The sequence below is a fragment of the Brevundimonas sp. genome (genome assembly GCF_032017145.1).
In the GTDB taxonomy this organism is placed as follows: domain Bacteria; phylum Pseudomonadota; class Alphaproteobacteria; order Caulobacterales; family Caulobacteraceae; genus Brevundimonas.
Map to the genome: position 1 here is coordinate 1 of NZ_DALZQC010000016.1, position 13,677 is coordinate 13,677.

A 13,677-nucleotide genomic window follows, 5' to 3' on the forward strand; every position below is an offset into this window, starting at 1 on the left:
AGCCTTGAATCAGTCATCTGGTGATTTGGGAATCCACTTTGTCCACACTACCTAGGCTACCGTCGCCAGATAACTATATTGAAAATACTCAGCAATATAGCGATGTAAAATTTTAGTGATGACGCTATCTTTCGAGACCATCCGGCGCATAACAACCAATTCGAGGCGTAAATTAAATCGAACCTGAGCCGCAAGCGCGATATCATCTCTTCGTAGCACCTTTGGCTCGAAAGAATCTACGTCGCCGCCGCCGCCCCTCATCAACCAAACAGGGTCGATCCTGAACCTCTGCGCCACACCAGTGAAGATCGGTCGCGCCATTCGGATGAATCAGACGGAGTCCCTCATCCTGTTTCAGAATGGGCGGGGAGTTCGAAAAGCCCATTTCGTGAAACCACTGTCGTTAAGGCGCCACCGCTTCCAGCGGCGGTGATCCCTCAGGCTGTTTGGTTATACTTCCGCTTCAGCCTCAGCTTACGTGACGTCGAGGAGTTGATGGCGGCGCGTGGGATCGACGTCAGCTATGAGACCATCCGCTGCTGGACCAGCAAGTTCGGACCCCAGATCGCTAGGCGACCGAAGAAGCTGCGCCCTCCCCTCCACCCCGCTGGCACCTGGACGAGGTGGGTTGTTCCAGCGGAGGCATGCGGATGCTCCTGTGGCGCGCCGTCGACAAGGAATTCGAGGTCTAGACCTCGTCGTCCAGCGGCGACCGGACACGGAGGCAGCCCTGAAGCTATTGAAGCGATTGCTGCGAAATCAGCCTGTCGCTCCGGAGAGGATCGTGACCGACGGCCTTGGATCCTACCCAGCGGCGCTGGATCAGCTTCGGTCTCCGGCACCTGCATTCACCCGGCCGGCTGAGGGAGAATCGGCGGAGAACTCTCACTGCCGATCCGACGACGAGAGCGACAGCAGCAGCTGTTCAAGTCGCAGGTGTCGGCCCAGCGCTTCCTCACCACCCACGCAGCGATTTACAACACCATTTACACCCAGAGACATCTCATCAGCCGACCGACCCTCCGCCGTTTTCGCGCCGGAGCTTAAGCGGCCTGGGCAGTGGCTGTCGCCTGAGATTTCGTCGGGCTGCGGAACAGTCGCGGCCCGGCGCGCTTAATTTGACAGTGCTGGCTAGAGAAGTCGCGGCTCACGCGGTCAGGTTGACAGCGCTGTCTTGACTTTGCCCAGGCGGTCAGGCTTCGAAGGGCTGCCGACGGGGCTCTCCATTTGAGAACGTCAGGCATTGGGTCTCCAGAGCGCGAAGCACGCGCACCGCAATCTGACCATCGGCGTCGTCTATGCCAGCGACCAGCTCGTCCCGCAGGCGGTCGAGCGCCTCATCCAATTTGAGGGACAGGGCACGGCCCAACTCGGTCAAGTGCAGGGTCTTGGCGCGGCCATCGGACAGGTCCTTGCGTCGCTCCAGCAGACCATCCCGCTCAAGTTGAGTGACCGATCGCGCAATGGCGGCCGGATCAAGCGTCGATTCCTTGGCCACATCTTGCTGGCGGATACCATCGCCCAGCCGGGTGATCACAAGCAGGATCGCCGCCGTGGACAGGGAGACGCCCAACTGCGCCAAGGCCGTTCCAGCCGCGCGTTGCCAGGCGCGACCCGCAGGCAGGATCGTCCAGGTCAGCGTCCTTCGCCAATCTTCGCCTTCTCGAAATGACATATGGCGTAAGTCCCATCCTTGATACGCCCGGCGCACGTCTGGTCCGGATTCTGCCTGTCGGCGTGACAACCCAAGCTGACAGTTGTCAACGCCTCGTCGCATCAGCCCTGGACGTCAGTCGCAACCACTATTGTTGACGCGTCAATCAATTCCTATATTCCCACGCATCATCAATTAATCCGTCCCGCCCGTAGGGCGGACGGACGGCATGGAGAGCGGGATGGGCAGGCTTAAGGGCAAGGTGGCGATCATCACCGGCGCGGCGCAGGGCATGGGCGCCTCGCACGCAAGGCGCTTCGTGGCCGAGGGCGCGCGGGTCGTCCTTTCAGACCTGAACGAGGCAGGCGGCGCTGCGCTGGCCGATGAATTGGGCCGTTCGGCGCTGTTCGTGCGGCACGACGTGACGCGGGCGCAGGACTGGACCCAGGTCGTTGAGCGGACCGAAGCTGCTTTTGGTCCCCCGACGGTCCTGGTCAACAATGCCGGCGTGCTCGGCCCGATCGCCAGGACGTCCGATATTTCCGAAGAAGATTATCTGAAGGTCTGCGCGATCAACCAGACGTCTGTGTTCCTGGGCATGAAGGCGGTCATTCCATCGATGCTGAAGGCGGGCGTGGGTTCGATCGTCAACATCTCCTCCATCGCCGGCATCGTCGCCAATTACGGCTTTCCCAGCCTGGCTTACGTCGGCAGCAAATTCGCGGTCCGAGGCATGAGCAAGGCGACGGCGATCGAATATGGCCCGAACAACATTCGCGTGAACTCTGTTCACCCCGGCTTCATCCGAACGCCCATGATGGCTGAGGCGACGGATGAGGAGGGGGGCGACGCACTCGTGCAAATCCCGCTGCGTCGCATCGCCGATCCCGCCGAGGTCAGCAATCTGGTGCTGTTCCTCGCCTCGGACGAGGCCTCCTATATCACCGGCGCCGAACATGTCGTCGATGCGGGCATGACGGCCCAGTGACCCATATCGCGAAGGGCAAGGACATGGATCAGGACTTCGCAGGCAAGGTGGCGATCGTCACCGGCGCCGCCTCGGGCATCGGCGCGGCGACGGCCCGCAGGCTCGCGGCCTCGGGCGCGGCGGTCGTGGTCGCCGATTTCAATCATGACGGCGCAGAGGCCCTCGCCGCCAAGATCGGTGGAGGCGCTCGCGCCTGGGAGATCGATCTTGGTGACTTCGACGCGATCGAGCGGATGGTTGACTGGACCGTGAAGACGTTTGGCCGGCTTGATCTGGCCGTGAACAACGCCGGGATCGGCGGCGATTCAAACGGCGTGGTCGAGTATGATCCGAACACGTGGCGCCGGGTGCAGGCCGTCAATCTCGACGCCATATTCGGCTGCATGAAGTATCAGATTCCGGCGATGATCGCGTCCGGCGGGGGCGCCATCGTCAATATGGCCTCCGCCTTGGGGCTCGTCGGCCAACGGAACAACGCGGCCTATATCGCCTCCAAACACGCGATCATCGGCGCCACGAAATCCGCGGCCTTGGATTATTCGGATCGCGGCGTCCGCGTGAATGCGATCGCGCCGGGCTATATCGACACGCCGCTCGTCCGCAGCGTCGTCAGCCAGGAGGAATTCGACGGGATCGTCGCACTCCACCCGATCGGTCGCCTGGGTAAGCCCGAGGAAATCGCCGATGCCGCGGCGTTCCTGCTGTCCGATCGCGCCTCGTTCGTTACCGGCGCCGTCCTGGCCGTCGATGGCGGATATACGGCGCAATAACGCATCGTGACCCTGCCCTGTGAGAGGGTGCTGTGAGAATAAGTTTTGAAGCCTTTACTTGGCCCAAGATTGAATCGGTCGCTGCATAAAAACATGCGAAGGAAATCAGCGCGCGCTAGATCGACCGCGCCTTCGAAACTCGTGCCCTACGCTCAAAATCAACCAACAACGGACATTGCGGCTTTAGCCTGCAGAACCGCTGGGGGGCGCTACAAGACGGCGCCCGATCCGTTATCTTGCCAATGCCAGGGCTACCGCCCCTTGAAGTCGGGCTTCCGCTTTTCGACGAAGGCGGACATGCCCTCCTTCTGATCCTCGAAGGCGAACAGGCTGTGGAACAGGCGGCGCTCGAACCGCACGCCTTCGGTCAGCGTCGTCTCCAGGGCGACGTTGACCATTTCCTTGTTCATCATCACCGCCAGCGGGCTCTGCGACGCGATCTTCGCCGCCGCCGCCCGCGCCTCGTCCAGCAGGGCGTCGCCGGCCACCACGCGGCTGACCAGACCGGCGCGCTCGGCCTCGGCCGCATCCATCATCCGCGCAGTCAGGATCATGTCCATGGCCTTGGACTTGCCCACCAGCCGCGTCAGCCGCTGCGAGCCGCCGATGCCGGGCGCCACGCCCAGGTTGATCTCGGGCTGGCCGAACTTGGCCGTGTCCGAGGCGATGATGAAGTCGCACAGCATGGCCAGTTCGCACCCGCCGCCTAGCGCATAGCCCGACACCGCCGCGCTCCTCGCGGCCAAGGGCGACTCGGCCAACCACAAGATACGGACCATGACCTCCGGGGGAAGCACCATCCCGGTCGAACTGGGGCGCAAATTCCATCAGACTTTCGACCTGCATCTACGGGAAGTCTGGGGCGCCACCGAATTCCACGGCTTCCTTGGCTGCATGCCCAATGAAGCGCCTCCCGTCCTCGGGTCGGTCGGCCTGAGGACTCCGTTCCACGATGTTCGGGCCTTCATCCTGGAGGACAATCAGTTCGTGCGCGAAGCCGCGCCCGGTGAGCAGGGAACAATCGTCGGCAAGGGGCCCGGCGTTTCGGACGGCTATGTCGATCCGTCCAACGATGAAAGCTTCTTCGTCACCGGAGCCCCGGGAAGCGAGGTCTGGGGAAGTTCCGGGGACGTCGGCTGTGTCGACGAGAACGGCTACATCTGGATCCACGGCCGCGCCAAGGACGTGATAATCCGGGGTGGGCACAATCTGGACCCTCGTATGATCGAGGAAGTCCTCGTCTCGCACCCAGCTGTCCAGCTCGCGGCGGCGGTGGGCCGTCCGGATCAGTCCAAGGGAGAACTTCCGGTGGCCTACGTCCAGTTGCTCCCGGAACGCAGCGCCACCCCGGCCGAACTCCTCCAATGGTGCCGGGAACACGTCAAGGAGCGTGCGGCCTGTCCGGTCGAAGTGACGATCATGGACAAGATGCCGTTGACGGCGGTGGGCAAGATCTTCAAGCCCGACTTGAGGCTCGACGCCACGCGTCGGGTGGCAGCCCGGATCGCGACGGACATCGTCGGGCCGGACCGGCTCCTCTCGGTCGAGACCCCGCCCAGCACCGGACGACCGTTGGTGGTGGTTCAGGTCTGCGGCTCGCTCGCGGCGAACGGGGCTACGCTGGCCGCGCTGCAAGACGCTCTCGGCGGATATCACTTCGATGTAACCACCCGCTGCGAGGCCGAAACCACAGCGGCCTGACCCATCGCAATCCGCACCATCCCACCGAGATACCGGACACCAAATGACGCAATCGTCTCTCCCTTCGCCGAAGGCCCTGGTCGACAGCACGGCCCTTCTTGTCGGCGGAACCGCAGGCGTCGGTCTGGAGACAGCCAGGCAAATGCTCGCGGCCGGGGTTACGGTCGCGATAGCCGGGCGAGACGCGGAGCGCGGCGCAGCGGCGATCCGGAGCCTGTCCTCCCTCGGACCGGTGACGTTCATTCGCGGCGACGCCTCGACAGCGGCTGGAGCCACGGACATCGAAAGCGAAGCGCGCGCCGAACTCGGAATCATCGACATCCTGATGTGCTCCACCGTTCCGCCGATCGTCCCGGATCTGCTGTTTCGAACCGACATAGGCTCCATACCTGAAACGATCGCCGCCTTGACGGCGCCCCCGATGCTGATGACCGCCGCCGTCCTTGCCAGCATGCGCGACCAGCGCAGCGGGGTGATCATCAATGTGGCGTCCGACGCCGGCAAGACCGCCACGCCGGGCGAGTCCATCATCGGCGCCGCCATGGCCGCGATCATCGGTTCAGCCGCACCGTAGCGATGGAGGCCAAGCGCGATGGGATCCGGGTCAATGTGCTGACTCCCTCCCTGATTGCAGGCACAGAGACCTCGGCTCGCGTGCTGAAGGAGGGTTTCAGCGCCAAACTGTTCGCCAAGGCCGCGTCAATGGCGAGCCTAGGCGTCGCGGACCCTGCCGATCTGGCCGCCCTTGCGGTGTTCCTCGCCAGTCCCGCGGCGCGCCGGTTGACGGGTCAGGCAATAAGCGTCAACGGCGGCATCTCGGCCGCTTGACATGCTGGAGATCCTCCCCGCGTAGCGCTGGCTATAGCTTATTCTGCGCGCGGGAGGGTTGAGGCCACCCGGCGTCCTCGGCGCCTGCTGCAGCGCGCTGCAACGGCTTTTCCGATGATCGTGCCTGGACCAGTTCGTCAACCTCCGCGCGGCCCAGCCAATCAGGAAAGATGGCCAACCGGAACTGCTGCCAGGACGGAGCGCGATCAGGAAAGACACCATGCAAGAGTTGAACGCGCTGCGATTAATCATGCGCTTCGGGGCTGTCGGGTCGATAGTACTAGCCGCTTTTTTGGCCGATCTGGCCGCCACAGTCCTGGCATGGCCCGGCCTGGGCTGGGGCGGTCTGGCGGTCGGCCTGATGGTGCCCCCCCTCGCCTGACTAGCTTTAAAAAGCTGTGTCGAACTCGCCCCGGTCGCGCCGTGGTTTCGGCCAGCAGCCTCGTGCGAATAAGCCGGGCAACCGACGGGAGATCCGGACTTCTGCGCCGCCGTCATGTCCTCACTTTGGTCCAAGGATTTCGGGCTCGGAGACCGCCTCTTGCAGGGACCATCGCTTGAGCCGCCGCCGAAGGCCCCGGCGGACCTGAGGTGTAGCCGGCGCGGAATCGGCCAAGGGCGACGTTCTGACGTTCAAAACACCGGCATCCGCTTCCAAACCGCCTAGCCACGCCTAGACCCCTTGTCGATATCTCCCGGGAGCGTAAATGCGGCGCTTGACAAAACGGACAGTATTGTCCACTTGCGACCCATGTCAGGTCTTCGCAAGGAACGCAGGGATGTCGCCCGCCATCGGGGGGCCATTCTGGATGCGGCGTCACACGTGTTTGCCGAGCAGGGCGTGCATGTTTCGCTGGACGCCGTTGTGGAAGCGGCCGGCGTAGGCCGGGCGACATTGTATCGGCACTTTCCCGACCGCGCCGCGCTGCTGCTGGCGCTGTTCGAGCGGGAGATGGCGGCCGTCAGCCGGGCCAGCGTGGATGTCGAGCCTGGTCAGGCGCTGTTCTCCATGATCGCGCAATCGGGCCGCGCAGCGCGTGAGGCCCCGGCTCTGGCGGACGCCTGGCGCGCTGTCGCCGCCGACCATCCGCAGTTGCAGGAGCGCCAGCGAGAGTTCGTCAGGCTTTTCGAGGCTCCGCTCGCCGCCGCCCTGAGCGAGGGCGCTGTGCGTCCCGACCTGAAAATCAGCGATGTGCTGGCCGTGATACGAATGGTGATCGCGGCCAGCCGCCAGGAAGATGCGGATGAAGACCAGACAGCGAGCCGCGTGCTCGATCTGGTCCTCAAGGGCATCCTGAGGCGCGATCAATGACCGCAGCCCGGCGCCAGCTCGGCCAGGTCATCGGCGAGGTTCCCGACTGGAAACCTCACGAACGGCCGATGATGCCCGGCTCCCCATCCACCCCTGATTTTTCCAATCCGGTCCGGCTGGGCTACGGCCTAGTCGCCCTGTTGCTCGGGTTCACGGGCGGTCTCGGCACCGCCCTTGTCGCCGTGAATCTGCCCGCGATCCAGGGGGAACTCGGACTCGATCCCGTGCAGGGAGCCTGGCTGAGCACCGTCTATGTGATGTTCAACGTCTCGATGAATCTGTTGGTCATCAAATATCGTCAGCAGTTCGGCCTGACCTCATTCGTGATGGTCTTCCTGTCGATCTACGCCCTCGCCGCCTTCGCCCATCTGGCGACTGACAGCTTCACCGGAGCCCTGGCCGTCCGCGCGCTCAGCGGCGTCGCCGGCGCAGCGCTCGGTGTTCTGGCGGTCTTCTACATGCTGCAGGCGTTTCCGGCCAAGCTGCGCCTGCCGGCTCTGATCCTCGGGATCGGCGTGTCGCAACTGGGAATGCCCCTGGCGCGGATCATCTCGCCTGACCTCCTCGACCTGGGCAACTGGCATGGCCTCTATGTTCTTGAGGCGGGCCTCGCCCTCTCCTGCCTCGCGGCGGTGCGCATCCTTCGGCTCCCTCCGGGCGTTCGTATCCACGCGTTCGAAAGAAGGGACTTTTTCAGCTTCGTCCTGCTGGCGGCCGGCCTGGGACTGATCGTCGCCGTGGCGGGCCTGGGCCGGGTGGAGTGGTGGTTCGAGGCGCCCTGGCTGGGCTGGGCGCTGGCGCTCGCTGTTATTCTGATCGCCGGCGGCGCCGCCTTCGAACACCACCGCGCCAACCCCCTGGTGGACACCCGCTGGCTCTTCACCGGAAGCTTTTTCAGGTTCGCGGTATCGATCCTGCTGGTTCGGGTGCTCCTCAGCGAACAGACGTTTGGTTCCACGGGCCTGCTGCAGACACTGGGCATGGGAGCCGAGCAGTTGCGCCATCTGTATGGCGTCGTTCTGATGGCGACGGTCGCCGGTGTTCTGGTGAGCGCCTTTTCGCTCCTCATTTCGCCCAAGCTGGTCATCATCCAGGTGCTACTGTCGCTGATCCTGATCGCTGTCGGCGCCTTCATGGATGCGGGGGCCACGGCCCAGACCCATCCCGTCAATCTTTATGTCAGCCAGGCCCTGTTGGGCTTCGCCGGAGCCATGTTCATGGGCGCGGCCGTGATCATCGGCGTGGGACAACTTCTGGCGCGAGGCTTTGGCTCGGTCGTCACCTTCGCCGTCATGTTCGGCGTCACCCAGGTGCTGGGCGGGGTGCTGGGAGCCGCCGTGCTTTCAACCTTTCAGGTGATGCGCGCCCAGCATCATGGCGCCTATCTCTCCGAAGCCATCGTCGGCTCTGACCCGCAGGCCGCAGCCCTGCTCCAGACCTACGGCGGCGCCTTCGCCTCCACGGTGGCCGATCGCAGTGCGGCTTCGCTCAATGGCGTCAGCACCCTCGCCCAGCAGGTCACGCAACAGGCCAACATCCTGGCGTTCAACGACGTCTTTTTCGTGATTGGGGTGACGGCTGTGGTGCAGCTCATCGTCTCTCTCGCGCTGGTCGTACGCCAGGCCATCAAGGCCAAAGCCAACCCTCAACCTGCGGGCGACGTCGCCGGCGCCGTCGCCATCTGACGCCCAACTTTTTCGAAGAATTGCCCCCATGACCGACCATGACCCCAAGGACGCGCAACCGGCGCATGCCCGGCAGCCCGAGGACGAAGGCCCGCCCCCTGCGGCCGCGCCGGTCGGGGAGTCCGCGCCCCCCGGAAAGCGAAAGCCCCCCGTCGCCGCCATAGTTACGGCCGTTCTGGCTGTCGCCGCGGTTCTGCTGATTCTGTTCGCCTGGAAGCTGCCGCCGTTCACGTCGTCGATCGAGCGGACCGAGAACGCCAATGTCCGGGGTCAAATCACCGTGATTTCGCCCCAGCTGAACGGTTACATCGCAGAGGTCCTGGTGGCGGATTTCCAGCCTGTGGCCGCAGGAACGCCGCTGTTTCGCATCGATGACCGGATCTATCGGCAACGCCTGGAGCAGGCTCGGTCCACATTGGCGGCGCGCGAGGCGGATTTGGCCAATTCGGCCCAGACCGGGGCCTCGCGCAGGGCGACGGTAGGCGCGCGCGACGCTGATATCGCTTCCGCCGAGGCCCAGTTGACCCGGGCTCGAGCCGACATGGTCAGGGTCGCTGACCTCGCGGCCGACGGCTCGGTATCCCTGCGCGAACGCGATCAGGCCGAAGCGACTCTGAAATCCGCCCAGGCGGCCGTGCGCCAGGCCCAGGCCGGTCGCGAGGTCGCGCGGCAGGACGAACGGTCTGTCGGGGTGTCGCGTCACGGCCTCGTTGCGGCCGTCGAGGGTGCGCAGGCTGCGGTGCGCCTGGCCGAGATCGATCTGGCCAATACCGTTATCACTGCGCCCGAAGCTGGCCGTGTCAGCCAGGTGGGGGCCCGCCGCGGCCAGTATGTGACGGCCGGCAGTCAGCTTGTCTCTCTTGTCCCACCTCAGCTTTGGGTGATCGCGAACTTCAAGGAGCGGCAGGCTGGACGGATGGTCGAAGGTCAGGCGGCGACCGTCACCATCGACGCCCTGGGCGACAAGCAATTCCGCGGCAGAATCCAGCAGATTTCTCCAGCGACCGGTTCCGAATTCGCCGTGCTCCCGGCGCAGAATGCGACCGGCAATTTCACCAAGGTGGCCCAGCGACTCCCGGTCCGGATCGCTCTGGATCCAGGACAGGAGGGGCTCCAGCGCCTGCGCCCCGGCATGTCGGTCGTCGCCCGCGTGGACACGGCCGGCGCCGGGGACGCGCAATGATGCGCGGCCTCCTGATCGTCGGCGCGTCGGCCATGGTGATGTCGGGATGCGCCACGGTGGAGCCGACGCAAGCCCCCGTCGAGGCCGCCCTCGCCGCGCCAGAAAGCTGGCGCGCTGAAACGCAGGCAGGCTCTGCGGTCGAGGCGGGCTGGTGGAGCGCCTTTGGCGACGCCGCGCTCACCGCCGCGGTGGACGAGGCGCTGGCGCGCAACACCGATGTCGCCGTCGCCGAGAGCCGGGTCCGCGAGGCCGAGGCTTTCGCCGCCCAGTCGCGCTCGGCCTTGTCGCCGTTGCTGACCGGCTCGGTCGCGGTCCAGAAGGCGCGTGAGTTGAACGCTTTCGGCCAGGCCGCCGAAGCCGCGCTCGCCCAACCCCAGCTCCAGGTCGCCTATGAGATTGACCTGTGGGGGCGCCTGCGCAGCGCCGACGCCGCCGCCCGCGCCTCCCTACAGGCCAGTCGCTTCAGCCGCGACGCGGCGGCCCTGTCCGTAGCGGGCGCCACCGCGCGCGCCTATGTAGCCCTCGTGGCGCTGGACGCCCAGCTCGAGGTCGCCAGCCGCACCCTGGTGTCGCGCGAGGATGCGGTCACGCTGGCCCGGCGGCGAGCGGAGGCCGGCCAGACCTCGCGCCTGGAACTGACCCAGGCCGAAGCCGAATTTCAGGCCGCCGCGCAGCGGATCCCGACCCTGGAACTGGCGATCCGTCGTCAGGAGAATGCTCTCAGGCTGCTGACAGGCGCCCTCCCCGGCCCGATTGCGAGGGGCAGATTCGACGCTCTCATCCTGCCCGACCCGGAACCGGGACTGCCATCGACCCTGCTGGCCCGACGGCCCGATATCGCCCAGGCTGAAGCCCAACTGGTCGCCGCTGACGCCAGCTTTGCGTCTTCGCGCGCCGCCCTGCTGCCCCAGGTGCGGCTGAGCGCTTCGCTGGCCGAACTGTTCGTCGAAGGGCTGGACCCCGTCACGATCTGGAGCGCGGGCGGCAGCGTCCTTGCGCCCCTGTTCGACGGCGGTCGCCTGACCGCCCAGACCGACGCATCCGAAGCCCGGCGCGACCAGGCCGCCCTCGCCTATCGGCGGGTGGTCCTCGGAGCCTTTTCGGAGGTGGAGAACGCCATGGAGGGCGTCGACCGTCTCCAGGCCCAGGCGGACCGCGCCGAAGCGCAACGCCTCGCGCTGAATGAGGCGGTCTTTCACGCCCGCAATCGCTATCGCGCCGGCTACACCTCCTATCTTGAGGAACTTGACGCGCAGCGGGGCCTGTTGACGGCTGAAACGGCGCTCATTCAACTGCGCGAGATGCAGATGACCAACGCCGTCGCCCTCTATCAGGCGTTGGGTGGCGGCTGGACCACCCCTGCGCCCCGGAACGTTCCATGACCACGAGCCTGCTTCCCAAACCCCGCGGCGGACGGGTCGGTCGCGCCGGGACGTTGAGGATTCTCAGGGTCGCGCGGGGCCGTGGTCGCCAGCCGGGGCCCGCCTCCTGCGTGGCTTCCGACCCCGGCCGCCACGTTCCGCGTAGTGAAGGAGCGACGCCATGCCCATGATCCGGACCACGGTCAGTATTCTTGTCGCCGCGACCCTGGCGCTCGCGGGGTGCGCGAGCGGAGCCCGCAGCGATTTCGGCCTGGGCTTTCGCGAAACAGCCATCCCTGTGGGTTTTCCTGGTGTCCGCTTTTCAGTCGAGGACGCGCTTGCGGCCGAAGTCATGGGGCTGCAGCTGAGTGAGGGCGCGCCTCACGGGGCGGATGGGCGGTTCGACCTGATCGCTCTCTCCGGCGGCGGCGCCGCGGGGGCCTATACGGCCGGTCTCGTTAACGGCTGGACCGAACGGGGCGACCGGCCTGACTTCGAAGTGGTGACGGGCGTTTCGACCGGCGCGCTCGCCGCTCCGTTCGTCTTTCTGGGTCCTGACCGGGATGCCGAGTTACGCGAAGCCTATACCGGGGGCCTGGCCGCGAATCTGCTCCAGGGACGAGGCCTCGGCGCGTTCGTCGGATCCGGCATTTATCAAAGCGCGCCCCTTCGCGCCCTGATCGAGACCTATGTCGATGCGGCCATGCTGACGGAGATCGCGGCCGAGCATCGCCGCGGGCGCGTCCTGCTGGTCGCGACCACCGATCTGGACGCCCAACGCGGCGTGGTCTGGAACATGGGCGCGATCGCGGAGCGTGGCGGCCCTGAAGCGCTGGCGCTGTTTCGCGACATTTTGACAGCGTCCGCCAGTATTCCGGGAGCCTTCCCGCCGGTGATGATAAAGGCCCGGGCCTCCGGCGCCCTGGACTCACCGGCTTTCGAGGAGATGCACGTCGACGGCGGCGTCATGAATCCCTTTGTCGCCGTTCCGCAGATGATGTGGAACTGGACGGATCCGAACGGGGTCCTGCGTGGCGCCCGCATCCACATCATAGTCAACGGCAAGGCCGAGCCCGTCGTAAACGTCACGAGCGACGCCGTGGGCAGCGTGCTGGGACGAACGATCGACACGGCGCTCAAGGCCAACCTGCGCGCCAACCTGTTCGCCAACCGCACCTTCGCCGCGCGCAACGGCGTCAGCTTCTCGGTCACCACGATACCCGCGGAGTTCGACGGCGGTGACAGTCTCGACTTCAGCCCGGAAGCGATGCAGCGGGTATACGACCTGGGTCGGGTACGGGCCCTGTCCGGCGAGGCTTGGCGCACGGAACTCAATCTGGCTGCGGATTGACGACATTCGGTCGGTTGAAACGCTGAGGCGGCCGCTCGCTCGCCGCTGTCCGCCTGTTCGCTGCTGCGGTTGATCCGGTCGACCCGTTGTTTGGGCAAGACGTAACCTGTCCACACACGCGAGCGGCGCTGAAAGCCGACCGTTTAATGCAGCCGCCCGCGCCGCTTTTCCGACGACTTGGGCAGCGCATCAACGCGGTGATCGGGGGGCGCGGATTCGTTCCACATAGCGGTGACGTCATGCAATATTTGGACGACGCGTAGTGGGCCCGTATCGAGCCGCTGCTGCCGGGAAAGTCGGATCCCGGTCGGACGGGGTCCGATAATCGGCTGTTCGTGAATGGAGTGCTATGGGTGCCGCGGTCCTGCGCTCACTGGCAGGACCTTCTCGAGCGCTACGGCAAGTGGGAGGCGGCGCACAAGCGCTTCAGCCGCTGGGCGGCAGGCTCCTCCCTCAGGAAATGGTCCAGTAAGGCGAACGTGATCCGGATCGCCTCGCCCTGGATCATCGGGTCGCTTGATTCCGCCGCCCCTCGCGTCCGGCCTCCGAAGACGGCGTGGTCGGCGCCGTCGAACACGATCAGCCTGCGGAAGGCGCGCTTCAGCGCGCCGTAAGGCTCCTGGCGAAAGGCGTCTACGGGGCTCGTGCAGGACCTGCTCGCTCGGCCAACGCGAAGCGATCGTCGTCGCGTCGTTGTCGAGGAACAGAAGGCCATCCCCCGCAGAATCGACCAGCCCCGGGGTCAAGCCGACGACGCGGTAGTCATCTTTGGCGAGCCGGACGGCGGCGCCCAGCGGCAGCCCGATGCTGCGTCGGCGATCGCTTCGAAATGACCGGTCTCAGG

12 protein-coding genes and 4 pseudogenes are annotated in these 13,677 nt (G+C 65.5%); 12 read left to right on the top strand and 4 right to left on the bottom strand.

Annotation, left to right across the window (positions count from 1 at the left end; all coding sequences use genetic code 11):
• Positions 1-51: 51 nt before the first annotated feature.
• Positions 52-321, bottom strand: a complete 270-nt coding sequence (locus tag RTU05_RS04555; protein WP_312596132.1) for a hypothetical protein — start codon at positions 319-321, stop codon at positions 52-54.
• Between the two features lie 67 nt (positions 322-388).
• Between RTU05_RS04555 and RTU05_RS04560 the strand changes: the two are divergent.
• Positions 389-1,047, top strand: a pseudogene (locus RTU05_RS04560) (IS6 family transposase).
• Between the two features lie 145 nt (positions 1,048-1,192).
• Here RTU05_RS04560 and RTU05_RS04565 read toward each other — a convergent pair.
• Complete coding sequence (locus RTU05_RS04565; protein ID WP_003170298.1) at positions 1,193-1,582, bottom strand: MarR family winged helix-turn-helix transcriptional regulator; 390 nt, start codon at positions 1,580-1,582, stop codon at positions 1,193-1,195.
• A gap of 313 nt (positions 1,583-1,895) precedes the next feature.
• On the opposite strand from RTU05_RS04565, the gene RTU05_RS04570 reads away from it, so the two are divergent.
• Positions 1,896-2,642 (top strand): glucose 1-dehydrogenase, encoded by a 747-nt coding sequence (locus tag RTU05_RS04570; protein ID WP_178826776.1) that lies wholly within the window; start codon positions 1,896-1,898, stop codon positions 2,640-2,642.
• Complete coding sequence (locus RTU05_RS04575; RefSeq protein WP_003170300.1) at positions 2,639-3,412, top strand: SDR family NAD(P)-dependent oxidoreductase; 774 nt, start codon at positions 2,639-2,641, stop codon at positions 3,410-3,412. Before RTU05_RS04570 ends, RTU05_RS04575 begins: the two co-directional genes overlap by 4 nt.
• A 251-nt stretch (positions 3,413-3,663) precedes the next feature.
• Here RTU05_RS04575 and RTU05_RS04580 read toward each other — a convergent pair.
• Positions 3,664-4,143, bottom strand: a pseudogene (locus RTU05_RS04580) (enoyl-CoA hydratase-related protein); the annotation flags it as partial.
• A 46-nt stretch (positions 4,144-4,189) separates the two neighbouring features.
• Here RTU05_RS04580 and RTU05_RS04585 point away from each other — a divergent pair.
• The 9 genes and pseudogenes from RTU05_RS04585 to RTU05_RS04625 form a co-directional block, all read left to right on the top strand.
• Positions 4,190-5,113, top strand: coding sequence for an AMP-binding enzyme (locus tag RTU05_RS04585; protein ID WP_003170302.1), 924 nt, complete (start codon positions 4,190-4,192; stop codon positions 5,111-5,113).
• Positions 5,114-5,255: 142 nt separating this feature from the next.
• Positions 5,256-5,941: pseudogene (locus tag RTU05_RS04590) on the top strand (SDR family NAD(P)-dependent oxidoreductase).
• Positions 5,942-6,191: 250 nt separating this feature from the next.
• Entirely contained in the window at positions 6,192-6,323 is a 132-nt protein-coding gene (locus RTU05_RS04595) for a hypothetical protein (protein WP_312596136.1), read from the top strand.
• A gap of 369 nt (positions 6,324-6,692) precedes the next feature.
• Positions 6,693-7,253 carry a TetR/AcrR family transcriptional regulator gene (locus RTU05_RS04600; RefSeq protein WP_003170306.1) on the top strand — a complete coding sequence of 187 codons (561 nt, stop codon included), beginning with the start codon at positions 6,693-6,695 and terminating at the stop codon, positions 7,251-7,253.
• Positions 7,250-8,938 (top strand): MFS transporter, encoded by a 1,689-nt coding sequence (locus RTU05_RS04605; RefSeq protein WP_003170307.1) that lies wholly within the window; start codon positions 7,250-7,252, stop codon positions 8,936-8,938. The genes RTU05_RS04600 and RTU05_RS04605 overlap by 4 nt, the downstream gene beginning before the upstream one ends.
• 28 nt (positions 8,939-8,966) lie before the next feature.
• Positions 8,967-10,121, top strand: a complete 1,155-nt coding sequence (locus RTU05_RS04610; protein WP_003170308.1) for an HlyD family secretion protein — start codon at positions 8,967-8,969, stop codon at positions 10,119-10,121.
• Positions 10,118-11,503 carry an efflux transporter outer membrane subunit gene (locus RTU05_RS04615; protein WP_003170309.1) on the top strand — a complete coding sequence of 462 codons (1,386 nt, stop codon included), beginning with the start codon at positions 10,118-10,120 and terminating at the stop codon, positions 11,501-11,503. Before RTU05_RS04610 ends, RTU05_RS04615 begins: the two co-directional genes overlap by 4 nt.
• A gap of 160 nt (positions 11,504-11,663) precedes the next feature.
• A complete protein-coding gene (locus RTU05_RS04620) occupies positions 11,664-12,833 on the top strand; it encodes a patatin-like phospholipase family protein (RefSeq protein WP_003164522.1) in 1,170 nt (389 codons plus the stop codon).
• 272 nt (positions 12,834-13,105) lie between these two features.
• Positions 13,106-13,273, top strand: a pseudogene (locus RTU05_RS04625) (transposase); the annotation flags it as partial.
• Here RTU05_RS04625 and RTU05_RS04630 read toward each other — a convergent pair.
• Complete coding sequence (locus RTU05_RS04630) at positions 13,228-13,410, bottom strand: hypothetical protein (protein WP_312596142.1); 183 nt, start codon at positions 13,408-13,410, stop codon at positions 13,228-13,230. The pseudogene RTU05_RS04625 and the gene RTU05_RS04630 overlap by 46 nt on opposite strands.
• Positions 13,411-13,677: the final 267 nt, after the last annotated feature.